Origin of the sequence: Tsuneonella aeria (assembly GCF_009827495.1) — a bacterium.
Lineage (GTDB): Bacteria > Pseudomonadota > Alphaproteobacteria > Sphingomonadales > Sphingomonadaceae > Tsuneonella > Tsuneonella aeria.
In genome coordinates, this window is record NZ_WTZA01000001.1 from 1,730,649 (window position 1) to 1,754,330 (window position 23,682).

21 protein-coding genes and 1 tRNA gene are annotated in these 23,682 nt (G+C 66.5%); 12 read left to right on the plus strand and 10 right to left on the minus strand.

The genetic code is table 11. The features are described from left to right. Positions 1-46: 46 nt before the first annotated feature. The 4 genes from GRI40_RS08460 to GRI40_RS08475 all read left to right on the plus strand — a co-directional run bounded on the left by GRI40_RS08460 (position 47) and on the right by GRI40_RS08475 (position 3,057). A complete protein-coding gene (locus GRI40_RS08460) occupies positions 47-568 on the plus strand; it encodes a hypothetical protein (RefSeq protein ID WP_160610913.1) in 522 nt (173 codons plus the stop codon). Between the two features lie 63 nt (positions 569-631). Further along, the gene (dcd, locus tag GRI40_RS08465; protein WP_160610914.1) at positions 632-1,186 is read left to right on the plus strand and encodes a dCTP deaminase; all 555 of its coding nucleotides are present in this window, start codon (positions 632-634) and stop codon (positions 1,184-1,186) included. Positions 1,187-1,284: 98 nt separating this feature from the next. Beyond that, complete coding sequence (locus tag GRI40_RS08470) at positions 1,285-2,460, plus strand: saccharopine dehydrogenase family protein (protein ID WP_160610915.1); 1,176 nt, start codon at positions 1,285-1,287, stop codon at positions 2,458-2,460. Positions 2,461-2,523: 63 nt separating this feature from the next. After that, positions 2,524-3,057, plus strand: a complete 534-nt coding sequence (locus GRI40_RS08475) for a DoxX family protein (RefSeq protein ID WP_160610916.1) — start codon at positions 2,524-2,526, stop codon at positions 3,055-3,057. Here GRI40_RS08475 and GRI40_RS08480 read toward each other — a convergent pair. Both GRI40_RS08480 and GRI40_RS08485 read right to left on the minus strand, forming a co-directional pair. Next, positions 3,054-5,249: a TonB-dependent receptor domain-containing protein gene (locus GRI40_RS08480; RefSeq protein ID WP_160610917.1), complete on the minus strand. Its 2,196-nt coding sequence runs from the start codon at positions 5,247-5,249 to the stop codon at positions 3,054-3,056. The two genes, GRI40_RS08475 and GRI40_RS08480, sit on opposite strands and share 4 nt — an antisense overlap. A gap of 130 nt (positions 5,250-5,379) precedes the next feature. Beyond that, a tRNA-Gly gene (locus GRI40_RS08485) sits at positions 5,380-5,454 on the minus strand. 242 nt (positions 5,455-5,696) lie between these two features. Between GRI40_RS08485 and GRI40_RS08490 the strand changes: the two genes are divergently transcribed. Continuing rightward, positions 5,697-6,596, plus strand: coding sequence for a tetratricopeptide repeat protein (locus GRI40_RS08490; RefSeq protein WP_160611508.1), 900 nt, complete (start codon positions 5,697-5,699; stop codon positions 6,594-6,596). Next, entirely contained in the window at positions 6,593-7,210 is a 618-nt protein-coding gene (locus GRI40_RS08495) for an LON peptidase substrate-binding domain-containing protein (protein ID WP_237489130.1), read from the plus strand. The genes GRI40_RS08490 and GRI40_RS08495 overlap by 4 nt, the downstream gene beginning before the upstream one ends. 4 nt (positions 7,211-7,214) lie before the next feature. Here GRI40_RS08495 and GRI40_RS08500 read toward each other — a convergent pair whose 3' ends face one another. The 8 genes from GRI40_RS08500 to rpoB all read right to left on the minus strand — a co-directional run bounded on the left by GRI40_RS08500 (position 7,215) and on the right by rpoB (position 20,527). Next, positions 7,215-7,850: a MarC family protein gene (locus GRI40_RS08500; protein WP_160610919.1), complete on the minus strand. Its 636-nt coding sequence runs from the start codon at positions 7,848-7,850 to the stop codon at positions 7,215-7,217. Between the two features lie 4 nt (positions 7,851-7,854). Continuing rightward, complete coding sequence (locus GRI40_RS08505; RefSeq protein ID WP_160610920.1) at positions 7,855-8,556, minus strand: Cif family virulence factor; 702 nt, start codon at positions 8,554-8,556, stop codon at positions 7,855-7,857. A gap of 105 nt (positions 8,557-8,661) precedes the next feature. Then, entirely contained in the window at positions 8,662-9,555 is an 894-nt protein-coding gene (gene folD / locus GRI40_RS08510; RefSeq protein ID WP_160610921.1) for a bifunctional methylenetetrahydrofolate dehydrogenase/methenyltetrahydrofolate cyclohydrolase FolD, read from the minus strand. Beyond that, on the minus strand, positions 9,555-9,836 hold the full coding sequence (locus tag GRI40_RS08515; RefSeq protein ID WP_160610922.1) for a YggT family protein: 282 nt from the start codon (positions 9,834-9,836) through the stop codon (positions 9,555-9,557). Before GRI40_RS08515 ends, folD begins: the two co-directional genes overlap by 1 nt. A gap of 99 nt (positions 9,837-9,935) precedes the next feature. Beyond that, positions 9,936-10,835 carry an acetylglutamate kinase gene (gene argB, locus GRI40_RS08520; protein ID WP_160610923.1) on the minus strand — a complete coding sequence of 300 codons (900 nt, stop codon included), beginning with the start codon at positions 10,833-10,835 and terminating at the stop codon, positions 9,936-9,938. Positions 10,836-10,896: 61 nt separating this feature from the next. Continuing rightward, a complete protein-coding gene (locus tag GRI40_RS08525; RefSeq protein WP_160610924.1) occupies positions 10,897-11,745 on the minus strand; it encodes a hypothetical protein in 849 nt (282 codons plus the stop codon). 99 nt (positions 11,746-11,844) lie between these two features. Then, positions 11,845-16,263 (minus strand): DNA-directed RNA polymerase subunit beta', encoded by a 4,419-nt coding sequence (rpoC, locus tag GRI40_RS08530; RefSeq protein ID WP_237489028.1) that lies wholly within the window; start codon positions 16,261-16,263, stop codon positions 11,845-11,847. A gap of 73 nt (positions 16,264-16,336) precedes the next feature. After that, on the minus strand, positions 16,337-20,527 hold the full coding sequence (gene rpoB, locus GRI40_RS08535) for a DNA-directed RNA polymerase subunit beta (RefSeq protein ID WP_160610925.1): 4,191 nt from the start codon (positions 20,525-20,527) through the stop codon (positions 16,337-16,339). Between the two features lie 401 nt (positions 20,528-20,928). On the opposite strand from rpoB, the gene GRI40_RS14020 reads away from it, so the two are divergent. The 6 genes from GRI40_RS14020 (at position 20,929) to rplL (ending at position 23,594) form a co-directional block, all read left to right on the plus strand. Beyond that, positions 20,929-21,057, plus strand: coding sequence for a hypothetical protein (locus tag GRI40_RS14020; protein WP_272916551.1), 129 nt, complete (start codon positions 20,929-20,931; stop codon positions 21,055-21,057). Positions 21,058-21,081: 24 nt separating this feature from the next. Then, entirely contained in the window at positions 21,082-21,627 is a 546-nt protein-coding gene (locus GRI40_RS08540; protein WP_160610926.1) for a DUF2975 domain-containing protein, read from the plus strand. Continuing rightward, positions 21,627-21,872 carry a helix-turn-helix domain-containing protein gene (locus GRI40_RS08545; protein ID WP_160610927.1) on the plus strand — a complete coding sequence of 82 codons (246 nt, stop codon included), beginning with the start codon at positions 21,627-21,629 and terminating at the stop codon, positions 21,870-21,872. The genes GRI40_RS08540 and GRI40_RS08545 overlap by 1 nt, the downstream gene beginning before the upstream one ends. A gap of 74 nt (positions 21,873-21,946) precedes the next feature. Next, complete coding sequence (locus GRI40_RS13700; protein WP_202390168.1) at positions 21,947-22,297, plus strand: hypothetical protein; 351 nt, start codon at positions 21,947-21,949, stop codon at positions 22,295-22,297. Between the two features lie 329 nt (positions 22,298-22,626). After that, a complete protein-coding gene (gene rplJ, locus GRI40_RS08550) occupies positions 22,627-23,142 on the plus strand; it encodes a 50S ribosomal protein L10 (protein WP_160610928.1) in 516 nt (171 codons plus the stop codon). A 71-nt stretch (positions 23,143-23,213) separates the two neighbouring features. Continuing rightward, a complete protein-coding gene (gene rplL, locus GRI40_RS08555; RefSeq protein WP_160610929.1) occupies positions 23,214-23,594 on the plus strand; it encodes a 50S ribosomal protein L7/L12 in 381 nt (126 codons plus the stop codon). Positions 23,595-23,682: the final 88 nt, after the last annotated feature.

Consider the following 23,682-nt stretch of genomic DNA (forward strand, 5'->3'; position numbering starts at 1 on the left):
TCGCGGGGTTCTATCCCGCGCCGCCAGATGATAGGGCGCGATGCACATGCGTCGCGCCCTTTCCTTTTTGCTGGCAATGCTGGCGCTGGCCCTGCCCGCCAGTGCCCTGGCGAAAGTCACGGCCACGTTCCACAGCTATGACGGATCGCGGAACTTCGGCCGCTTCGCGCACACGTTCGTGGTCCTGCGCGGCATCGACGACGCGACCGGCAACGCGGTGGACGAAAACTACGGGTTCAGCGCCCGGCGGATCAGCCCGCGCATCCTGATGGGCCCGGTCGAACACATCGTCATGACCGAAAAGCCCGACTACATCGCACGCACTCGGCGCCATTTCTCGATCGAGCTGACGCAGGCGCAGTTCGACGCGATCCGGCGCGAGGTCGCCGCCTGGCGCGATGCACCGGGCAAGTATTACGATCTCGACACCCGCAACTGCATCCACTTCGTGGGCCGGCTGGCGGAGCTTGCCGGGCTGAACGCCCCGGTGCCCAAGTCGATGACGCGCAAGCCCGGAACCTGGCTGGAACATGTCCGCGCGCTCAATCGGGACAGGCTGCCCGGCTAATTAGCGCAGGATAAGCCGCCGGTCCGGCTTGCCCCGCCGGTGCGGCTGGGGAATCACACGGCCATGGCGATTCTGTCCGACAGGTGGATCCGCGAGGCGGCAACGACGCGCGGGATGATCGAACCCTTCGTGGAAGCGCAGCGGCGCGACGGCGTGATCAGCTATGGACTGTCGTCCTATGGCTACGATGCGCGCGTGGCGGACGATTTCAAGATCTTCACCAATGTCGATTCCGCGGTCGTCGATCCGAAGGATTTCGCGGCCAATAGCTTTGTCGACCGCAAGACCGACGTCTGCGTGATCCCGCCGAACTCCTTCGCGCTGGCCCGCACGGTCGAATACTTCCGCGTGCCGGAAGACGTACTGGTCATCTGTCTCGGCAAAAGCACCTATGCCCGCTGCGGCATCATCGTGAACGTGACGCCGCTGGAACCGGGCTGGGAAGGCCACGTGACGCTGGAATTCTCCAACACCACACCGTTGCCGGCCCGCATCTACGCCAACGAAGGCGCGTGCCAGTTCCTCTTCCTGCAAGGGAACGAACGGTGCGAGGTGAGCTACAAGGACCGTGCCGGCAAATACATGGGCCAGCGCGGGGTGACGCTGCCCAGGCTCTAGCCTTGACCAGGGCCAGCGAAACGCTGGCATCCCGCCGGTTTATGGCGCAGGTTGTCCCGGGCGACCGGCGTGCGCCGGGATGACGGGAGAGCGCGACAATGGCTGACCGGGAATTCGACATCGTCGTATACGGCGCGACGGGATACACCGGGCGCCTGGTGGCCGAACACTTCGTGCGCGAATATCAAGGCAAGCCCGGCGCCCCGAAGTGGGCGATCGCCGGCCGAAGCAGCGCCCGGCTGGCCGAAGTCCGCTCCCTGATCGGGGCGCCCGCCGACACGCCCCTGGTGATCGCCGACGCGGACGATCCGGGCACGCTCGATGCCATGTGCCGGCGAACGCGCGTGGTCCTGACGACGGTCGGACCCTACCAGCTCTACGGCAGCGAACTCGTCGCCGCCTGCGCCCACACCGGCACGCACTACGCCGACTTGTGCGGGGAACCGGGCTGGATGCGCGAGATGATCGACGCCCACCATGACCAGGCACAGGCGAGCGGGGCGCGCATCGCCTTTTCCAGCGGGTTCGATTCGATACCGTTCGATCTCGGCGTCCTGATGCTTCAGAAAGAGGCTGTCGCCCGGTTCGGCAAGCCTGCGCCGCGCGTGCGCGGCCGGGTGCGGTCGATGCAGGGCACGTTCTCGGGCGGCACCGCGGCCAGTCTCGCCGCGACGATGAAGGCGGTGGCCCGGAACCCGCGCCTCGCGCTGCTGCTGCAAAGCCCCTTTGCCCTCACCCCCGGGTTCGAAGGGCCCGACCAGCCGCTCGGCCTGGTGCCGCATTACGAAGACGATCTCGGCCGCTGGGCGGCGCCGTTCATCATGGCCACGATCAACGTGAAGAACGTGCACCGGACCAACTACCTCAAGGCGTTCCCCTATGGCCGGGATTTCCGTTACGACGAAATGATGCTGACCAGCCCGGGGGATGCGGGGAAGGCCGCCGCCAACGCGGTCGCCGCCCTCCTCAAGAACCCCTTCGGCGCAAAACCGCCCGCCCCGGGCGAAGGCCCCACCGCCGAAGAGCGCGCGAATGGGCATTACGACGTGCTGTTCGTGGGTGACATGGCCACGGGCGAACGCCTGCACTACGGCGTCCGCGGCCGTTACGATCCGGGTTACGGCTCCACCAGCCGGATGCTGGCGGAAACCGGCATGGCCCTGCTCGCCAGCGAGGCGCCGGGCGGAATCGGAACGCCCGGCTCCATCCTTGGCGAAGCGCTGGTGGAACGCCTGCGCGCGCACGCGGAAATCACCTTCGCGCCGGAAGATTGAGCGCGCGGCACTTTTCGTCCTTTCCGCGCGTTACGGACAAGGAAACGGGGAAAGGAAAACGCCATGCCTGCCATCGCTGCATTCTTCGGCCGCGTGATGATCGCCTTGCTGTTCATCCTGTCCGGCATACCCAAGATCATCGATCCATCGGGCCCGGCCCAGATGATGCAGGCAGCGGGCCTGCCCGGCAACCTGGCCATGGCGGTGGGGATATTCGAAGTGGTCGCTGGCCTGCTGCTGGCGCTGGGCGTGATGACCCGCCTGGTGTCGATCCTGCTGGCCGGATTCGTGGCGCTCACGATCCTGTTCTACCATCACGATTTCGGCACGCAGGAAGGGATGACCTCCTTCCTCCTCCACCTGGCGATCCTCGGGGGTCTGCTGGTCGTGTTCGCCTATGGCCAGATGCGCTGGAGCTATGACCACATGCGCGCCGCGCGGAAGGGCGAGCTGGCGGCGGCCGACGCCTCGACGCGCGTGCACGAGGCGGAGCTGCGCGCCGCCCGCGCGGAAGGCCGGGCCGACGGGGCGGGCCTGGCGGTGACCGACATCGACCACGACGGCCGGCCCGAAGTGCGCAAGCGGCGCTGGTTCTAGAAGCTGGTCCGCACGCTCAGCTTCACGTTGCGGCCCGCCAGGGGCACGAAATCCTTCGTGAAGCTCACGTGCCGGCGGCCCTCCACGTCGAACAGGTTTTCGCCCTGCAGCAGCACGGTGACGGAATCGTTGCCGCGCACCGGCTTCCAGGCGAGCGACGCGTTGACGAACACGAACCCGTCCGTGCGCGTCTCGCCCGGCGCAAGGCGTTCCTGGGCCGATGTCCACTGCACTTCCCCGCGGACGTCGAACCGCTCGGTCTGGGCCTCCAGCGCACCCAGCAGCGACAGCGGCGGTATCCGGGGCAGCGGCGTCCCGTCCTTCAGCGACGCCCGGATGTAATCGCCCCGCACGTCGGCGATCAGGCGGAACGGGCCGCTATCGATGAAGGGGTAGCTGATCTCGCCCTCGATCCCGCTATAGCGCGCCGCGCGCTGCACCGTCTGCAGCACGGGCAGCCCGTCGATCTCGGCATCGACCGCATCCTGGTAGATGTAGCCTGAAAAGTGGTTGCGATAGGCCGCGACGCTGATCGTCCCGGGCCCGATCCGGCCGCGCACGAACGCTTCGAAACCCCATGCCTTTTCCAGCGACAGGTCACGGTTGCCTATCTCGTATGCCTGGGTCGCGATGTGCGCACCGTCGGCCAGCAGCTCCTCGGCACTGGGCGCCCGCGCGACGCGGCTGACGTTGATGCCGAAACGCAGCCCGTCCGCTGTCTCGTGGGCAAGGCTCACCGCGCCGGAGCCGGCGTTGAAACTGCGGTCGAAGCCGACCGTGCCCGCCGCGACATGGGTGCGTTCGTAGCGGCCGGCGAATTCGAGCTGAACCGGGCCCGCGTGCACCTCCTGCAACGCGAACAGCGCCCATTGATCGGTGGTGTTGGGCGGGATGTAGGCTTCCGAACCGGTCGCGCGGAAGTCGCGGAAATAATACTGGCCGCCGACCTGGCCCTGCCAAGTGCCCCGGCGCGCCTGCACCAGTTCCACCCGGCTTTCGATGCCTTCGACATCGAACACCGTGCCGATCTCGTCGCCTTCGAATTCGGTGTGCGTGTAATCGGAATATCCGGCGCGTGTGTTCAGCGCGCGGAAGAACCCGTCGCCCAGGTCGAGCGTGCCGCGAAGGTCCGCACGATACTGGCGAAGCCCGATCGAGATAGGCACGGCGCCATGTTCGTGCGCGTGGTCGTGGTCCTCGCCCTCCGCGTCATGTTCCGCGCCGTCTTCCTCGCCGTGGTGAAGGTGCCCCGCGCCGGGCCGGCTCGGCACCCCGTAGGTCGTGTCGTAGATTCCCACCGACGCGCCGAGATTGCTGCCGTCGCGGAAGAACGCCAGGCCGGCATTGGCGCTCCAGGTTTTCGTCGCGCTGTCGGGCAGCCGGCCGCGAACCTCGGCGGCTTCGCGCAGTTCTTCCGCCTCGTCGGCGTGGCCCTCGAGCGCCTCTTCCTCCGCGTCCGCCAGCAAGTCGGCGCGCAAGGCGTCGCTGGCGACATGGCCGGGAATGCGCACGTCGTTGGTCTGGCGCCACGTCCCGTCGACGTGCGCCACGAAGCCCCCGCCCAGCGCGACATCGGCGGAAGCGCCGGCTTCGCGCAGGTCGTATGCCGTGTCGGCCGCGGCGGTGGCGTCGAAATGGTACGGCTCGTCCGCGAGCAGGCGCCGGGGGATGCGCTTGTCGATGATGTTCACCGCGCCGCCGATCGCCTGGCTGCCATAGAGCATGACGGCGGGCCCGCGCAGGACCTCGATCCGCTCGGCCGTCAGCGGGTCGATGCTCACGGCGTGATCGGCCGACGTGTTCGACACGTCGATCGCGCCGATCCCGTCGACCAGGACTTTCACCCGCTCGCCTGAAAATCCGCGAAGGACCGGGCGCGAAGCGCCGGGCGCGAAGCTGGTGGCCGTGACGCCTGGCTCCTTCGCCAGCACATCGCCGATCTGGCCGGCGAGGCTGCGCTGCAATTCGATTCCCTGCATGACCGACGTACCCGCCAGCGTGTCGAGCTGGGTGAGGCCCGAAGCCGTGACCACGATTTCGCCATCGGCGCGGTTATGATAATCGTCGCGCGCCGCCGCGCGCGCGTCGTCCTCCGCGGGCGCTTGCTGGGCGGCAACGGGCGCGGCGAGCGCGGCGATGGAGGTGGACAGGAGAAGGGCGAACGCGCGCGGCACATGATGATATATAGTCACGCGTAGGCCCTTCGCAGGCTCGCCCGCTTCTGCCAAGCCTGTTTTAGCGGACTGCGGACAGAACGCGTGACCCGCGCGACGAACCGCCGAGCATGAGCCAGGCGGTCCTGCACATATTCGGGAAGAAAGCTGGAGCGGGCGAAGGGAGTCGAACCCTCGACCTTCTGCATGGCAAGCAGACGCTCTACCACTGAGCTACGCCCGCTCAGGCGCTGGCCGCCGCGTGTGGAAAAGCGTTCCGCGCGGCGATCGGGGGGCGTGCCCCCCGGTGGAGGCGCGCGGTTAGCAAAGCGCCATTGACCCGGCAAGCGCTATTTGCACGAAGCGAAATCGCTTCACAAATCCCCCTCAAGGCCCACATTGTGCGGGCAACGATCGCACCGGACGGGCCGGCACAGGCGCCGCCCGCATAACGCCGCATCCGAAGGGGAACACGCCGTGGCCAGCATGGGTCTCAACCTAGAAGAACAGAAAGCCGTGGACCGGTTCCGCAAGGATATCGTCGAACCGTCCATGACCAGCCTCGTCGTGCTTGATTTCTGGGCCGAATGGTGCGGCCCGTGCAAGGCGCTGACCCCGGTGCTGGAAAAGGTCTGCGCCGATTACGCCGACCGCGGGGTCCTCCTGGCCAAGATCAACGTGGACGAGGACCAGTTCATCGCCGCGCAGTTCCAGGTGCGTTCCATCCCCACGGTCTATGCGATGTACCAGGGCCAGCCCGTGGCGGACCTGACCAGCGCGCGTACCGAATCGCAGCTCAAGTCCATGCTCGACCAGTTGCTGGAACAGCTCCCGATCGCCGCCGGCGGAGAGGCGGCGCCCGACGTCAGCCAGTTCATCGCCATGGGCGAGGAAATCCTGGCAGACGGTGACGGGGATCGCGCCGCGGGGATTTTCAGCCAGGTGGTCGAGATGGCGCCTCAGGAACCGGCCGCGCACGCCGGCCTCATCCGCGCGCTGACGCTGGCGGGCCGCGCTGACGAGGCGCGCGCCGCGGCCGAAGGGCTGGACGAGACCCTGGCCGCCGCGCCCCCGGTCAAGGCGGCCCTCGCCGCGCTCGAACTGACCGGCGACAAGGTGGACGAAGGCGAGCTGCAGGCCTTGCGCGCCGCTGCCGCCGAACGGCCGGCCGACATGGACGCGCAGATGGCGTTCGCCGATGCCGCCTTCGCCGCGGGCGACCGCGAGGCTGCCGGCGACACCCTGCTCGCCATGATCCGCGCCGACCGCGAATGGAACGATGGCGCCGCACGCGCGCGCCTCGTCCGCATGTTCGAGGCGGTCGGCCTGGAAGACCCGTGGGCCGTGGCCACCCGGCGCAAGCTTTCGACCGTGCTGTTCGGCTGATCGTGGCGACCCGCCTGTCCATCTTTCCCCTGCCCGGCGCCGTCCTGTTTCCCGGGCTACAGTTGCCGCTCCACATCTTCGAGCCGCGGTACCGCGCGCTGGTGGGCGACGCCCTGGCGCGCGACCGGCGGATCGCGATGATCCAGCCGCAGGGCGCCGGGCCCGATGCGCCGCTGTTCGACGTCGGCTGCGTGGGCAAGATCGAGGAGGTCGAGGCGCTGGACGACGGGCGCTACAACATCGTCCTCACCGGCGAGGCCCGCTTCCGGGTGGTTCGCGAGTTGGAGGTCACGACCGCTTTCCGCCAGGTCGAGGGCGAACTGCTGCCCGATGACGAGAGCGCCGCCCTCTCCAGCGTGGAGCGTGCCGCGTTCGAACAGGAAGCGCGCGCCTTTGCCGACATGCAGGGCTACCTGGTGGACTGGGATTCCGTCGCACGGCTGGATGATCGCACGCTGATCGACGGTGTCAGCCAGATCGCGCCGTTCGATACCGCCGCGAAGCAGGCGCTGCTCGAGGCACCGACCCTTTCCACCCGGTGCGAACTGCTGATCCAGCTCATGCAGTTCTTCGGCCACGGCGATCCCGAAGAAGGCCGCGTGACGCTGCAATAAGCCTTCAGACGCCGAAGCTCTCCCGCAGGCCATCGATCACGTACTGCGCCGCCAGCGCGGCCAGCAGCACGCCGAGCAGGCGGGTGATCACCGCTTCCACCCGCGCGCCGAACAACTTCATCAGCGGGCTGGCGGCGATCAATGCCAGCAGGGTGAGCAACAGCACGGCGGCCAGCGCGCCCAGCACGACCAGCGTGTTTTCCCAGCCTTGTGCCTTGGACGTCAGCAGCATGACGCTGGCGATCGCGCCCGGGCCCGCCAGCATCGGCATGGCCATCGGGAAGACGGACACGTCCTCGATTTCCGGCGTGGTCTCGTTCGCGGCCATGATCTTGACCGCCCGTTCCTCGCGTCGCTGGGTGCGCTTTTCGAACACCATGTCGAGCGCGATGAGGAACAGCATGATGCCGCCGGCGATGCGGAAGCTGTCGAGTTCGATATGCAGCGCGCCCAGAAGATCTTCGCCGAACAGGGCGAAGACCACCAGGATGACGCCCGCGATCAGGCAGGCGCGCAGGGCCATGCTGCGCGACTGGGCGCGGGTCGCCCCTTTCGTCAGCCCGGCATAGATCGGTGCGCAGCCCGGCGGATCGATCACCACGAACAGCGTGATGAAGGCGGAGAGGAACAGTTCGGCCATCGCGTCAGCACCGCGCCGCCGCAGCGCCCGCGGCCACCGGCGGGGTGGAGGAGGTGCGCCGGAACACCTCGTGCATCGCGCCGTCGCGCATCGCGGTCACCACCATCGTGCGGCGGCAATCGGCCGCGAGCGTGGTCTGCCAGGCGAGCGAGCCATCGTCCGAACGGCCCGAATGCCATGCTTCCCCGCGGCGGGGCGGCGATGCGCGCCGGGCGCGCTGTTCGGGGCATTCGGCGACCCGCGCCGGAATCATCTCGGGCCGGGCATATCCGGCTTCGAGATCGAAGCCCTGGTCAAGCACCCAGCGGTATTCGCCATCGGCCTGGCGCTGCCACATGGTGGCGAAGCGGGTGCGGCGTCCGTCGGGCCAGGTCGCCGGGCCGGTGGACAGGGCGAAGCTGCCGTCGCAGCTGGCCCAGACCATGTCCGGTTCCCACACGATCGGCTGGGAGGGATCGGCGGCGCCCCGCAAGGCCTGGTGGACGTTTTCCCACTGCGGGCCCGGCCAGACGGCATCGCGCGTGGCGAAACGGCGGAATGCCGTCCACGTGCCCGTTTCGCGGGCCGCGCGGGCGAAGGCGAGTTCGACGGCGATGACATCGCTGGGGCTGGCGGCGGGGCGCAGTTCCCGCGCCGAATGGGGATTGGCCGTCGCGCATCCGGCAAGGCAGAGGACGGCGGCGATTGCTGTCAGCGTTCTACGCATCTTCCGGTCACGTTCCTGCTCGGTTTGTCGGAACCCCGTTCATAGGGTGTCTGGTGGACGGAGCACAACACCCGCCCCGGCGGCATGCCTTGCGGCCGGACGCCGTTACAGCCCCGCCGGCACGGAGATGCCGGCATTGCGGTGCGCCGCCACCAGGGTGTTGCGCAGCAGGACCGCGATGGTCATCGGCCCGACGCCTCCCGGAACGGGCGTGATCGCGCCCGCCACCGCGCGCGCCTCTTCAAAGGCAACGTCGCCCACCAGCCGCCCCTTGGCCGCGCCCGGTTCCGGGTCCAGCCGGTTGATGCCCACGTCGATCACGCAGGCGCCGGGCTTGATCCAGTCCCCCCGGACCATTTCCGGCCGGCCGACCGCGGCAACGACGATATCGGCCCGGCGGACGACATCTGCCAGATCGCGCGTGCGGCTGTGCGCGATGGTGACGGTGGCGTTCGCGTTGACCAGGAGCTGGGCCATCGGGCGGCCGACGAGCTGCGAGCGGCCGATCACCACCGCGTCGAGGCCGGAGAGATCGCCGAGCCGGTCTTGAAGCAGCATCATGCAGCCGAACGGGGTGCACGGGAACAGCCCCGGCTGCTGGTTGGCGAGCGCGGCGATGTTGGCATCGGTCAGCCCATCGACGTCCTTGGCCGGATCGATCAGCGCGATCACCGCCTTGTCGTCGAGATGGCGCGGCAGGGGCAGCTGGACCAGAATGCCGTCGACCGCCGGATCGGCGTTCAATCGCCTGACCAGTTCCTCCAGCGCGGGCTGGTCCACATCGGCCGGCAGCCGGTGTTCGAAGCTCTCCATCCCGGCGGCGACCGTCGCCTTGCCCTTGGACGCGACATAGACCTGGCTGGCCGGATCGTCGCCGACCAGCACCACGGCGAGGCCCGCCTTGCGCCCGGCCTGTTCCGCGAACGCCGCGGCCCCGGTCCCGATACGTTCGCGCAAGGCCCCGGCGAACGCCTTCCCGTCAATCACGTCGCCCGCCATCAGACCGGCCGCAGGCTTTCGAGGACGATCACGACGGCATAGATCAGCAGGAGCAGCACCATCGGCGAGAAATCGATCGCCCCGGTATCGGGCAGGACGCGGCGGATCGGCCGCAGGATCGGTTCGAACAGGCGGGCGATCGCGTCGTGCACCGCCACGAAGAACTGGTTGTCCCGCCCGATCACGTTGAAGCTGAACAGCAGTCCGATGATGAACCAGATGATGACCAGCATGTTCGCGGTGTTGGCGAGCATGATGAAAATCTGGATGAGGGCGTCCATGGGTGTCCTTCGGCGATCTCGTGCCCCTCAGCCTCTAGCCGAGGGGCGGGCGGTGTATCAATGGGGCAATACGGGTGTGGCGATCATCGGGGCGGGCGGTCATCGATCCGCGCGGATCAGCGTGCCGGCACCGCGCGTGGTGAAGAATTCCAGCAGCATCGCGTGCGGCACCCGCCCGTCGAGCACGACCGCCGCCTCGCACCCCGCCTCGACCGCGTGGACACATGTGTCGAGCTTGGGAATCATCCCGCCGGTGATGGTGCCATCGGCCTTGAGCGCGGCGATGCCGGCCGGGGTGAGATCGGAGAGGAGGGCGCCTGACTTGTCCAGCACCCCCGCCACGTCCGTCAGCAGGAACAGGCGCGCCGCGCCGAGCGCCGCGGCCACGGCGCCTGCCATCGTATCGGCGTTGATGTTGTAGGTATGGCCGTCCTCGCCGGCGCCGATCGGGGCGATCACCGGGATCATGTCGGCCGCCACCGCGGTATCGATCAGCAGCGTATCGACCCGCGTCGGTTCGCCCACGAAGCCGAGGTCGATCGCCTGTTCGATGTTGCTTTCGGGATCCTTGGCCGTGCGCCGGACCTTGGCCGCGCTGACCATGCCGCCGTCCTTGCCGGAAATGCCCACCGCCTTGCCCCCGGCGGCGGCGATCCAGCCGACCAGTTCCTTGTTGATCGCACCCGACAGGACCATCTCGGCGACTTCGGCCGTCGCCTTGTCGGTGACGCGCAACCCGTCGACGAACGTGCTTTCGACACCCAGCCTCTTCAGCATCGCCCCGATCTGCGGCCCGCCGCCGTGGACCACCACCGGGTTGATGCCCACCGCCTTCAGCAGGACGATGTCCTCCGCGAAATCGCGCGCGGCGGCCGGGTCGCCCATGGCGTGGCCGCCGTATTTCACCACGAACGTGCGCCCGGCGTAGCGCTGGAGGTAAGGCAGCGCCTCGATCAGCACTTCGGCCTTGGCCAGCATGGCTTTCGTATCGCCTGTCATCGTCGGTTCCCTCGCGTGCCCGCGGCGCTTAGCGGGTCGCCCGCGCCAGGGAAAGCGGCGGCTATTGCGAATAGAGGAGCACGCTGTGCCCGCCGCCGGACAGCAGGATGCCGTTCGATGGATCGCGGCCGACGGTGGTGGCCGCATTCACCGCGCGGAACACGTCCTGGAGGCCCGGGAGCAGGCCGATCGTGCAGACCGGCGGGGGCGGCGTTCCCGGCGGGGGCGGCGCCGGCGCATCGAGCCGGGGACCGGGCGTGAAGCGAAGCCCGTCGATGCGGTAGCTGCGCACGAACCCGGCGCAGCGCGGCTCCCACCACAGTTCGCGGTCGCTGCCCGACAGCGCGATGCCCTGCGGCGCGTCGAGCGGCTTGCCGTCGATACCGGCCACGCGCCATTCCCCGGCGAGCGTGGTCACGGGCGTCAGCGCGAGGGTGCCGGTCTCGGCCGCCGCGGGGCGCGGCGCCTCCGCCGCTTCGCGCAGTTCGAGCCGGTGCCCGCCGCCAACTACGACCAGCCGGGCGTCGCCCGCCGGTTCCAGCGTTTCCAGGTTCGTGAAGGCGTCCTGGATCGCGCGTTCCCCAGGCGCCAGCGCCCGCGCGCACATCGCGCTGCCGGGTTCGTAATAGGGCCGGGCGGAAACTTTCCCGGCATCGCGGTGGAGCGTCCAGTCGGCGTAGATGCACTGCGACTGGAAATGGACGCGCGCTCCCTTGATCGTCACCATCGGCTGATGCCCGGCGATGCCGATCACCGGCGCCGCGCCGTCGACCAAGGTCACGACATAGTGGCCATCAAAGGACGGAGCGGCGGGCTGTGCCGCGGCTGTTTCGGCTTCCTGCGGCGCGGGGCCGGAGGGCGCGGTGCACGCTCCAAGTGCTGCGGCGAGAACGAGAACGGAATGGCGCATCGTAAGAATTCTCTTTGACACCATCCAGAACGCGCGAACGCAAAAAAAGCCCCGCCGGTTTGCGCCGGCGGGGCCTCGGTTTGCGGCGTAATGCGCGCGTTACTCTTCGGTTTCGTCGCCGGGGTCCGCCAGCGTCTCGATGTCCGCTGCAGAGTCGGTTTCCGAACCGGCGTCGGCAGCGGCATCGGTTTCCACCGGCCCCTCGTCCGACTGCATCAGGTAATCGCCCGCGTCGGCATCCGTGCCGTGGGTTTCACCTTCCATCATCGCCAGCGGATCGTCGCCGATCGCAGCTTCCGGTCCCTGTTCGAGCTCGGCGGCATGCTCCTCGGCAGCGGTGTTCGCCATGACGAGGTGATCCTGCGCCTTGCGCCAGGCGGCACGCAGCGCGGCGTCGCGGCTGCCCGCCGCGATCCGCATGCGGTTCATCCCCGCGCCGGTGCCGGCCGGGATGAGACGCCCGACGATGACGTTTTCCTTCAGCCCGATCAGCGAGTCCTTCTTCCCTTCGACCGCCGCCTGCGTGAGCACGCGGGTGGTTTCCTGGAACGAGGCGGCCGAGATGAACGAACGCGTCTGCAGGCTGGCCTTGGTGATGCCGAGCAGCACCGGGTTGCCCGAAGCCGGCTTCTTGCCCTTGCCGAGCTTGGCGTTGGCTTCGTCCATCTCCTCGCGATCGACCTGTTCGCCGGGCAGCAGCACCGTGTCGCCGCCGTCCGTGATCTCGACCTTCTGCAGCATCTGGCGAACGATCACCTCGATGTGCTTGTCGTTGATCTTCACGCCCTGCAAACGATAGACCTCCTGGATCTCGTCGACCAGGTACTCGGCCAGCGCCTCGACCCCCAGGACTTCCAGGATGTCGTGCGGGTTGGGGCTGCCGGCGACAAGCGTGTCGCCCTTCTTGACGAAGTCGCCTTCCTGGACGTCGATCACCTTGGTCTTGGGGATCAGGTACTCAACCGGATCGCCTTCTTCCGGAACGATCGCGATCTTGCGCTTGGCCTTGTAGTCGCGGACGAATTCGATCTTGCCGCTGATCTTGGCGATGACCGACACGTCCTTGGGCATGCGCGCCTCGAACAGTTCGGCCACTCGCGGCAGACCGCCGGTGATATCGCGGGTCTTGGCGGCTTCGCGGCTGGCACGGGCGAGGATGTCGCCTGCTTCCACCTGCTGGCCATCCTCGACCGACAGCGAGGTGCCCGGCGCCAGCATGTAGCGCGCGGCCTCGGTCTCGTCGCCCGCTTCGTTGAGCAGCGTCAGGCGGGGACGCAGATCGTCCTTCTTCTTGCGGCTGCTGGCGCGAAGCTCGGTGACCACGCGCTGGGCGATGCCGGTGGCATCGTCCACCCGCTCTTCCATCGTCGTGCCGTCGATCAGGTCCTGGAACCGCACGATGCCCGACTGTTCGGTGATGATCGGCAAGCTGAACGGATCCCACTCGGCCAGGCGTTCGCCTTCGGCCACGTTCTCTCCGTCCTTGTGCATCAGCACCGTGCCGTAGGGCACCTTGTGGATTTCACGCTCGCGCCCTTCGGCGTCGATGACCACGATCTCGCCGTTGCGGGCGAGGCTCAGGATCCGGCCGCGCTTGTCGACGATGGTCGGCATGTCGCGGTATTCCACGCGTCCGTCCGAGATCGCTTCGAGATGGCTGGTCTCGTTGAGCTGCGCCGCGCCGCCGATGTGGAACGTGCGCATGGTCAGCTGCGTGCCCGGCTCGCCGATCGACTGGGCCGCGATGACACCCACGGCCTCGCCGATGTTCACCGGCGTCCCGCGTGCAAGGTCACGGCCATAGCACGTGCCGCACACGCCCTGGTCGGCTTCGCAGATCAGCGGGCTGCGGATCTTCGCGGACTGCACTTCGGCCGCCTCGATCGCCGCGACCATCGCTTCGTCGAGCAGGGTGCCCGCCTTCACGATGACTTCGCCGGTTTTGGCGTTCACCAAGTCTTCGGCCGTGGTGCGGCCGAGGATACGCTCGCCGAGCGAGGCGATTACCGAACCACCCTGGACGATCGCGCGCATTTCCAGCGCGTTCTGCGTCTTGCAGTCGTCCTGCACGATCACGCTGTCCTGCGACACGTCGACGAGACGGCGGGTCAGGTAGCCCGAGTTCGCCGTCTTCAGCGCCGTGTCGGCCAGACCCTTGCGGGCGCCGTGAGTGGAGTTGAAGTATTCAAGAACGGTCAGGCCTTCCTTGAAGTTCGAGATGATCGGCGTCTCGATGATCTCGCCCGAGGGCTTGGCCATCAGGCCGCGCATACCGGCGAGCTGCTTCATCTGCGCCGGCGAGCCGCGCGCACCCGAATGGCTCATCATGTAGATCGAGTTGATCTGCGCTTCCTTGCCGTTCTCGTCGGTCGGCTGGGCCTTGATCTCGTCCATCATGGCCGCGGCCACCTGGTCGCCGGTGCGGCTCCAGGCGTCGATCACCTTGTTGTACTTTTCCTGCTGGGTGATGAGGCCGTCCTGGTACTGCTGCTCGTAATCGGCAACCAGCGCCTTGGCCTCTTCGACCATCGCTTCCTTGCTGTCGGGGATGATCATGTCATCCTTGCCGAAGCTGATGCCGGCCTTGAACGCGTGGCGGAAGCCCAGCGCCATGATGGCGTCGGCGAACAGCACGGTGTCCTTCTGGCCGGTGTGGCGATAGACCTGGTCGATGACGTCGCCGATCTCCTTCTTGGTGAGGAGCCGGTTGATCACCTCGAACGGCACCGTGTGCTTCTTCGGCAGGCATTCGCCGATCAGCATGCGGCCCGGCGTGGTCACCACGCGCTTCATGTACTCCTTGCCCTTGTCATCAACCTGCGGGACGCGGGTGATGATCTTGGAGTGCAAGGTGACGTGCTTCGTTTCCAGCGCCTGGTGCACTTCGGCCATGTCGCCGAAGCGGGGCAGCTTCTCGATCTGCTCGCCGTTCTCGCCGTCGATGAACTCGGGCGTCTTCTCCTGCCGTTCCATCGACAGGTAATAGAGACCCAGCACCATGTCCTGCGACGGCACGATGATCGGCTTGCCGTTGGCGGGGCTGAGGATGTTGTTCGTGCTCATCATCAGCACGCGCGCTTCAAGCTGGGCCTCGAGGCTCAGCGGGACGTGAACGGCCATCTGGTCGCCGTCGAAGTCCGCGTTGAAGGCGGCGCAGACAAGCGGGTGAAGCTGGATCGCCTTGCCTTCGATCAGCACCGGCTCGAACGCCTGGATGCCGAGGCGGTGGAGCGTCGGCGCGCGGTTCAGCAGCACCGGGTGTTCGCGAATCACCTCGTCCAGGATGTCCCAGACTTCCTTGCGTTCCTTCTCGACCCACTTCTTAGCCTGCTTCAGGGTCATGGAGAGACCCTTGGCGTCGAGGCGGGCGTAAATGAACGGCTTGAACAGCTCGAGCGCCATCTTCTTGGGCAGGCCGCACTGGTGCAGCTTGAGTTCGGGACCGGTCACGATGACCGAACGGCCCGAATAGTCGACGCGCTTGCCGAGCAGGTTCTGGCGGAAGCGGCCCTGCTTGCCCTTGAGCATGTCGCTGAGCGACTTCAGCGGGCGCTTGTTGGCGCCCGTGATGACCCGGCCGCGGCGGCCGTTGTCGAACAGCGCATCGACCGCTTCCTGCAGCATGCGCTTTTCGTTGCGGACGATGATGTCCGGTGCGCGCAGTTCGATCAGGCGCTTCAACCGGTTGTTGCGGTTGATGACGCGGCGATAGAGGTCGTTGAGGTCGGACGTCGCGAACCGGCCGCCATCGAGCGGCACCAGCGGGCGCAGTTCGGGCGGGATGACGGGGACGACTTCCAGGATCATCCATTCCGGGCGGTTGCCGGAATCGATGAAGCTTTCGACGACCTTCAGCCGCTTGATGATCTTCTTGGGCTTGAGCGTGGACTTGGTGGTTTCCAGCTCTTCCAGTAGCGCATCACGCTCGGCCTCGAGGTCGAGGTCCATCAGCATGGTCTTGACCGCGGCCGCGCCGATATCGGCGGTGAACGCATCCTCGCCGTATTCATCCTGCGCGTCGAGCAGCTCGTCCTCGGTGAGGGTCTGGAACTTCTCCAGCGGGGTCAGGCCGGGCTCGGTGACGATGTAGGCTTCGAAATAGAGCACGCGTTCCAGCTGCTTCAGCTGCATGTCGAGCAACAGGCCGATGCGGCTGGGCAGCGACTTCAGGAACCAAATGTGCGCGACCGGGGCGGCGAGCTCGATGTGGCCCATGCGCTCGCGGCGGACCTTGGTCACCGTCACCTCGACGCCGCACTTTTCGCACACGACGCCCTTGTACTTCATCCGCTTGTACTTGCCGCACAGGCACTCGTAATCCTTTACCGGACCGAAGATGCGCGCGCAGAAGAGGCCGTCACGTTCCGGCTTGAACGTGCGGTAGTTGATCGTTTCGGGCTTCTTGATCTCGCCGAACGACCACGAACGGATGCGCTCCGGCGAGGCGATGCCGATCTGTATCTGGTCAAAGGTTTCGGGCTTCGCGAGCTGGTTGGTGAATTTGGACAGTTCGTTCATTTTTCAGTTCCCTTGAGGGAGAATTCTCGAGCGAGCGGTAGAGCCCTGCCTTCGGGAGGCAGGGCTCCCAGGTTCACTCCGCCGCGATCTGCAGGCCGTCTTCGTCGCCATCTTCGCCGAGCGAGGAGAGTTCGACGTTGAGGCCGAGGCTGCGCATTTCCTTGACGAGCACGTTGAAGCTTTCGGGAATGCCGGCCTCGAACGTGTCGTCGCCCTTGACGATCGCTTCGTAGACCTTCTGCCGGCCGACGACGTCGTCCGACTTCACGGTGAGCATTTCCTGCAGCGTGTAGGCGGCGCCGTAGGCCTGAAGCGCCCAGACCTCCATCTCGCCGAAGCGCTGGCCGCCGAACTGCGCCTTGCCGCCCAGCGGCTGCTGGGTGACGAGGCTGTACGGCCCGATCGAACGCGCGTGAATCTTGTCGTCCACGAGGTGGTGCAGCTTGAGCATGTAGATGTAGCCGACGGTCACCTTGCGGTCGAACGCCTCGCCGGTGCGGCCGTCGAAAAGCGTCACCTGGCCCGAAGTGGGCAGGCCCGCCTGTTCGAGCATCGCCGAAACGTCCGCCTCGCGCGCGCCGTCGAACACGGGGGTGCCGAACGGAACGCCGTTCTTCAGCGTGCCGGCCATCTCGACGATATCCTCGGCCGTGCGGCCTTCGATATCCTCGTGATACTGGGCGCCGTACACTTCCTTCAGCTTCTCCACGACCGCCGTGGGGGCCGCGGCCGCCTTGGGATCGGGATTGGCCTCGCGCCATTCCTCGAGCGCCTGCGTCACCTGCTGGCCGAGGCCGCGGGCGGCGAGGCCGAGGTGCGTTTCGAAGATCTGCCCCACGTTCATGCGGCTCGGCACGCCCAGCGGGTTGAGCACGAGATCGACGGGGGTGCCGTCTTCCATGAAGGGCATGTCTTCGGCCGGCAGGATGCGGCTGATCACGCCCTTGTTGCCGTGGCGGCCGGCCATCTTGTCGCCCGGCTGCAGCTTGCGCTTCACCGCGACGAAGACCTTGACCATCTTCAGCACGCCCGGTGCCAGCTCGTCGCCCCGCTCCAGCTTCTCGCGGCGATCCTCGAACCGGTCGTCGATGACCTTCACGGCCTCGTCGTACTGGCCCTTGATCGCTTCGATCTGTGCCTGGCGGGAATCGTCGGCCACCGCGAACTTGAACCATTCGAACTGGTCCACCGAACCCAGCACCTCGTCGGTGATCGGCTCGCCCTTCTTCACGCCCTTGGGCGCGGCCGAAGAGACCTGGCCGACGAGCATGTCCTTCAGGCGGTTGTAGGTCGCCCGGTTGAGGATGGCGCGTTCGTCCTGGCTGTCCTTGCGGAGCTGTTCGATTTCCTGGTTCTGGATCGCGCGGGTACGGTCGTCGATCTCGATACCGTGGCGGTTGAACACGCGCACGTCCACGATCGTGCCGGCAACACCCGGCGGCAGGCGAAGCGAGGTGTCGCGCACGTCGCTGGCCTTTTCGCCGAAGATGGCGCGGAGGAGCTTTTCCTCCGGCGTCATCGGGCTTTCGCCCTTGGGCGTGATCTTGCCGACCAGGATATCGCCCGGGTGCACTTCGGCCCCGATGTAGACGATGCCCGCTTCGTCAAGGCTGCGCAGGGCTTCCTCTCCGACATTAGGAATGTCGCGCGTGATGTCTTCCGGCCCAAGCTTGGTATCGCGGGCCATGACCTCGAATTCCTCGATGTGGATCGAGGTGAACACGTCATCCTTCACGATGCGTTCGGAGATCAGGATCGAGTCTTCGTAGTTGTACCCGTTCCACGGCATGAACGCGACGAGGCTGTTGCGCCCCAGCGCGAGTTCGCCGTACTCCGTCGAGGGACCGTCGGCGATGATGTCGCCGGCTTCGATCACTTCGCCCACCTTCACCAGCGGACGCTGGTTGATGCAGGTGGACTGGTTCGACCGTTCGAACTTCTGCAGGCGGTAGATGTCGACGCCGGACTGGCCGGCCTCCACGTCGCCCACGGCGCGGATCACGATGCGGGTTGCGTCGACCTGATCGACCACGCCGCCGCGGCTGGCGGTGATCGCGGCGCCCGAATCGCGCGCCACGGTTTCTTCCATGCCGGTGCCCACGAACGGCGCCTCGGCGCGAACCAGCGGCACCGCCTGGCGCTGCATGTTCGAACCCATCAACGCGCGGTTGGCGTCATCGTTTTCCAGGAACGGAATGAGCGACGCCGCGACCGAGACGAGCTGCTTGGGCGAAACGTCCATCAGCGTGATCTGGTCGTTCGGAAGCATCACGAACTCGCCTTCCTGGCGGGCCGATACGAGATCTTCGGTGAACTGACCTTCGCCGTCGGTTTCGGCCGAGGCCTGGGCCACCGCGTGGCGCTGTTCCTCCATCGCGGAAAGGTACACGACGTCGCTGGTGACCTTGCCGTCCTGGACCTTGCGGTATGGCGTTTCGATGAAGCCGTACTTGTTCACCCGGGCAAACGTGCTGAGCGAGTTGATGAGGCCGATGTTCGGGCCTTCCGGCGTCTCGATCGGGCAGATGCGGCCGTAATGCGTCGGGTGCACGTCGCGCACTTCGAAGCCCGCGCGTTCGCGCGTGAGACCGCCCGGCCCGAGGGCGGAAACGCGGCGCTTGTGCGTCACTTCCGACAGCGGGTTGGTCTGGTCCATGAACTGCGAGAGCTGGCTGGAGCCGAAGAACTCGCGCACCGCGGCGACCGCGGGCTTGGCGTTGATGAGGTCGTTCGGCATCACCGTGCTGACGTCGACCGAGCTCATCCGCTCCTTCACCGCGCGCTCCATGCGCAGCAGGCCGACGCGGTACTGGTTTTCGAGCAGCTCGCCCACCGAACGCACACGGCGGTTGCCGAGATTGTCGATATCGTCGACTTCGCCCTTGCCGTCCTTCAGGCCGACGAGTTCCTTCACCACCGCCAGGATGTCTTCCTTGCGCAGCGTGGTGACGGTGTCTTCGGCATCGAGACCGAGGCGCATGTTGAGCTTGACGCGGCCGACAGCCGACAGGTCATAGCGTTCCGCATCGAAGAACAGACCTTCGAACAGGGCTTCGGCGGTTTCCTTGGTCGGCGGTTCGCCCGGACGCATGACCTTGTAGATCGCCTCGAGGCCTTCGTCGCGGTTCTCCGCCTTGTCGACCTTCAGCGTGTTGCGGATCCACGGGCCGGTGTTGATGTCGTCGATGTCGAGCAGCTCGATCCGGTCCACGCCCGCCTTGTCGAGCGCATCGAGATTTTCCGGCGAGACTTCGTCGCCCGCCTCGATCCAGATGCGGCCGGTCGATTCGTCGATCATGTCACCCGCGGCGTAGCGCCCGAAGATTTCCTCCGTCGGGATCAGCAGTTCGGCAAGGCCGTCCTTGGCGGCCTTGTTCGCGGCGCGGGGGGAGATCTTGGTGCCGGCGGGGAACACTTCCTCGCCCGTGACGGCATCGACCAGCGCGAAGGCGGGCTTCTGGCCGCGCCACGCTTCCGGGTTGTAGGGTATCTTCCACCCGTCGCCCTGCTTGCCGCTGACGCGCTGCCAGCTCACGGTCTCGTAGAAGTGCTGGAGGATATCCTCCGCCGTCAGGCCCAGCGCATAAAGCAGGGCGGTGACCGGCAGCTTGCGCTTGCGGTCGATGCGGACGTTGACGATGTCCTTGGCGTCGAATTCGAAATCGAGCCACGAACCGCGGTAAGGGATCACGCGCGCGGCGAACAGCAGCTTGCCCGACGCGTGGGTCTTGCCCCGATCGTGATCGAACAGGACACCCGGCGAACGGTGCATTTGCGACACGATGACGCGTTCGGTGCCATTGATGATGAAAGTGCCGTTGTGAGTCATGAGCGGCATGTCGCCCATGTAAACGTCCTGTTCCTTGATATCGAGGACGCTGCGGGTCTCGGTCTCGGTGTCCACTTCGAACACGATCAGGCGCAGGGTCACCTTCATCGGCGCGGCGTAGGTGATGCCCCGCTGGCGGCATTCGGTCGTGTCGTACTTGGGATCCTCGAGCTCGTAGTGCACGAAGTCGAGCTCGGCCGTGCCGGCGAAATCGCGGATCGGGAACACGCTGCGCAGCGTCTTCTCCAGGCCCGACACGTAGCCGATGCTCTTGTCCGAACGCAGGAACTGCTCGTACGATTCGCGCTGCACCTCGATGAGGTTCGGCATCTTCACCACTTCGTGGACGTCGCCGAAGATGCGGCGGATGCGCTTCTTCGCGGTGCCGGTCTGCCGGGTGCGGTTCGGGGCCGGAGCCTTCGCCTTGGTAGCCATAAGGGAGAATTCGCCTTGTCTCGTCGCCGCACGGATGCGGCGGTGCCGTGTAGAATCGTGTGCGGGCGAGAACCGGGACGCAGAAAACCCGCAGCGTGGGCGCACCTCTTCCGGGGGCCCGCTACAGGTCTTGCATCGCGATTATGGAAACGCCGCTTCCATCCGGGGCCCGTCGCCGCGCATCGACGGACCGTGCTCGAAGCGTGCGGTCGGGCGGGCATATAGGTGCACGGTGCACCGGAGTCAAACGCCTGCAAGCGCGATTCGCGCCGGGCCACCGTCGCGATCGCGAACGTTCCCGTTTTTCGATCAGTCACTTATCGTTTTTCGATATTTATCGATTGACGATATTACAGGATGTCCTTATCGATAATCGGCATGACGCTTATCGGAGAACGGAAATGACCAAGACCAACAACCACATCGCGGCTTTCTGCGCCGCCCTCCTGCTCACGCTGACCCTTTTCCAGCAGACGATCGTCGTCCCGGTCGACCGCGCGCCTGGCTTCGCGACCGCCGTACTCGCCTAGTCCGAGGCAGGAGGGAGAACCCAGATGTCGATCCGCCCCAAGGATCCGCTGCTCCTCGCCGGCAAGGTGATGGCGCTGCTGATGCAGGCCGCCATGGCAATCGGCGCACTTGCGTTGCTGATCGCCATTCCGGTCGTCACTTTCTACCACGAAGACGTGATCGATGCGTTCGCCCGCGAGGTGAACGACCCGGCTGCTTCGCTGCCTATCGGCGCGCTCATCGGCATCATGCTCATCGGGCTTGCGGTCGTCGGGCTGCTGTTCTTCTTTTTCGACCGTTTGCGGCGGATCATCGCCACCGTCGGCGAAGGCGACCCTTTCCAGCCCGGGAACGCGAATCGGCTCAGCCAGATGGGCTGGCTGATCCTGTCGGTTCAGCTGCTCGCGGTCCCGGCGAACTGGCTGATCATGCCGATCGCACGAGCAGCCGACGAGGCGCAAACCGTCCACTTCGCCACCGGCGGCAAGGTCGATTTCGGGCTGCTGCTGCTGACGATTGTGCTGTTCATCCTCGCCCGGGTGTTCCGCCACGGCGCCGCGATGCGCGACGACCTGGAAGGGACCGTGTGATGCCCCCGTCCCCGGAAAACGAAGAAGGAGCCGGCATCGTGGTCACCCTCGACGACCTGCTCCACGCCCGGCGAATGACGCTCACCGAGCTTGCCGAACGCGTCGGCATAACGCTTGCCAACCTGTCGATCCTCAAGACCGGCAAGGCACGCGCGATCCGCTTCTCCACGCTGGAGGCGATCTGCCGAGAACTGGAATGCCAGCCGGGCGATCTTCTCGCCTACAAGCCGCAGGACCCAGGCTGACCGCGTGCGGATTTTACGGGAACCACGTCGAATTGTGGCGATTTAATGGCAACCTCTGGATGGAGAATAATCCCATGAAGAAGATTGCCATGATCGTCGCCCTGCCCTTCGCCTTGGGCCTTGCCGCTTGCGGTGACAGCACCCCCGACGCCGCCGATGGCGATGTGACCGCCGCTGCGACCACCGATGACACGGTAGCAGCCGATGGCGCCGCCGCCGCCACCGGCACCGATGCCGCAGGCACGGCCCCGGTCGCTACCGGCACCGGTGCGATGACCACGGCGCAGCAGGCCGAAGTCGCCGACGAGACGGCCGAGGACCTGGAAGAGCGGGCCGACGCGGTCGAAGACGTGAGCGAGGCCGAAGCCGACCGGCTCGAAGCCGAAGCCAAGCGCCTGCAGAACGAGCGCGACGCCAAGCGGTGATCGCCGGCTGAAACAGGCGGCGCGGGTTGACTCCGCGCCGCAATCCTCTAGAGGCCCGCCCGTCCCGGCGGGCCTCTTCGCATTATGCGGCAGGTTTTCCGGGCGTCCGTCCGAGACCGCTGGTGGGGAATTTTCCCCTTAATCTCCAGCCTAGGCGGGGAAACGAGATTCTATCGGCGCTGCACCCGTTCGCGGGGCGCGCCCATCCCGGTGTTCGCACCGCTCCTTCCCCATCGATGGACTCGCCCATGCGCGCATCCGCACGCATGGCAATGTGAGCCGGTCGCATGGCGCTTTCGCGCCCCTGCGGCCATACGAAGGAGCAAGGCATGGATCGTTCGCAGAAAGCCGCGTCCGTCGCCGAGCTGAATGCAGTCTTCAACGAAGTTGGCGTGGTGGTCGTCACCCGCAACCTCGGCATGTCGGTGGGCCAATCCACCGCCCTGCGCACGAAGATGCGGGAAGCCGGTGCGACGTACAAGGTTGCGAAAAACAGTCTCGCCAGTCTCGCCCTGAATGACACCCCCTACAAGGGCCTGGAGGAATACCTCTCCGGTCCCACGGGCCTTTCCTGGTCGACCGACCCGGTGGCGGCAGCCAAGGCTGCGGTGGATTTCGCCAAGACCAACGATCGGATCGAGATCGTCGGTGGTTCGATGGGCGGGCAGATGCTCGACGCGGAAGGGATCAAGGCGCTCGCCTCGATGCCCAGCCTCGACGAGCTGCGCGCAAAGCTCGTGGGCCTGGTCAATGCACCCGCCACCAAGGTGGTGCAGCTGGTCAACGCCCCGGCGAGCAAGCTTGCCCGCGTCTTCGGCGCCTATGCCGCCAAGGACGCCGCGTAAGCGGTTTTTCCGACGTCAAACGCATCAAATCGGGGGTTCGCCCCCAGCACGAACACTGGAGTTAAGACATCATGGCCGACATCGCCAAACTGGTTGAAGACCTTTCGAAGCTGACCGTCCTGGAAGCCGCCGAGCTTGCCAAGGCGCTTGAAGAAGAGTGGGGCGTGAGCGCCGCCGCTGCCGTGGCCGTTGCCGCCCCGGCCGCCGGTGGTGGCGACGCCGGTGGCGCTGCTGAAGAGCAGACCGAATTCGACGTCATCCTGACCGGCGACGGTGGCAAGAAGATCCAGGTCATCAAGGAAGTCCGTGCGATCACGGGCCTCGGCCTGACCGAAGCCAAGGCGCTCGTCGAAGGCGCGCCCAAGGCCGTCAAGGAAGGCGTCAACAAGGCCGAAGCCGAAGACATCAAGAAGAAGATCGAGGAAGCCGGCGGCACCGTCGAGCTCAAGTAAGCGTTACGCTCACCAGCCTCGTCTCCTTTGCGAGACACGGAAAGGGCGGCCTCCAGGGGCCGCCCTTTTTCGTTCGAGCGTGTGGCTG

Excerpts from the sequence above, each read along its gene's own strand:
- GRI40_RS08460 (WP_160610913.1), top strand. The coding sequence starts at position 47 with ATGCGTCGCGCCCTTTCCTTTTTGCTGGCAATGCTGGCGCTGGCCCTG.
- dcd (WP_160610914.1), top strand. The coding sequence starts at position 632 with ATGGCGATTCTGTCCGACAGGTGGATCCGCGAGGCGGCAACGACGCGC.
- GRI40_RS08470 (WP_160610915.1), top strand. The coding sequence starts at position 1,285 with ATGGCTGACCGGGAATTCGACATCGTCGTATACGGCGCGACGGGATAC.
- GRI40_RS08475 (WP_160610916.1), top strand. The coding sequence starts at position 2,524 with ATGCCTGCCATCGCTGCATTCTTCGGCCGCGTGATGATCGCCTTGCTG.
- GRI40_RS08490 (WP_160611508.1), top strand. The coding sequence starts at position 5,697 with ATGGGTCTCAACCTAGAAGAACAGAAAGCCGTGGACCGGTTCCGCAAG.
- GRI40_RS08500 (WP_160610919.1), bottom strand. The coding sequence starts at position 7,850 with ATGGCCGAACTGTTCCTCTCCGCCTTCATCACGCTGTTCGTGGTGATC.
- GRI40_RS08505 (WP_160610920.1), bottom strand. The coding sequence starts at position 8,556 with ATGCGTAGAACGCTGACAGCAATCGCCGCCGTCCTCTGCCTTGCCGGA.
- folD (WP_160610921.1), bottom strand. The coding sequence starts at position 9,555 with ATGGCGGGCGACGTGATTGACGGGAAGGCGTTCGCCGGGGCCTTGCGC.
- GRI40_RS08515 (WP_160610922.1), bottom strand. The coding sequence starts at position 9,836 with ATGGACGCCCTCATCCAGATTTTCATCATGCTCGCCAACACCGCGAAC.
- argB (WP_160610923.1), bottom strand. The coding sequence starts at position 10,835 with ATGACAGGCGATACGAAAGCCATGCTGGCCAAGGCCGAAGTGCTGATC.
- GRI40_RS08525 (WP_160610924.1), bottom strand. The coding sequence starts at position 11,745 with ATGCGCCATTCCGTTCTCGTTCTCGCCGCAGCACTTGGAGCGTGCACC.
- rpoC (WP_237489028.1), bottom strand. The coding sequence starts at position 16,263 with ATGAACGAACTGTCCAAATTCACCAACCAGCTCGCGAAGCCCGAAACC.
- rpoB (WP_160610925.1), bottom strand. The coding sequence starts at position 20,527 with ATGGCTACCAAGGCGAAGGCTCCGGCCCCGAACCGCACCCGGCAGACC.
- GRI40_RS14020 (WP_272916551.1), top strand. The coding sequence starts at position 20,929 with ATGACCAAGACCAACAACCACATCGCGGCTTTCTGCGCCGCCCTCCTG.
- GRI40_RS08540 (WP_160610926.1), top strand. The coding sequence starts at position 21,082 with ATGTCGATCCGCCCCAAGGATCCGCTGCTCCTCGCCGGCAAGGTGATG.
- GRI40_RS08545 (WP_160610927.1), top strand. The coding sequence starts at position 21,627 with ATGCCCCCGTCCCCGGAAAACGAAGAAGGAGCCGGCATCGTGGTCACC.
- GRI40_RS13700 (WP_202390168.1), top strand. The coding sequence starts at position 21,947 with ATGAAGAAGATTGCCATGATCGTCGCCCTGCCCTTCGCCTTGGGCCTT.
- rplJ (WP_160610928.1), top strand. The coding sequence starts at position 22,627 with ATGGATCGTTCGCAGAAAGCCGCGTCCGTCGCCGAGCTGAATGCAGTC.
- rplL (WP_160610929.1), top strand. The coding sequence starts at position 23,214 with ATGGCCGACATCGCCAAACTGGTTGAAGACCTTTCGAAGCTGACCGTC.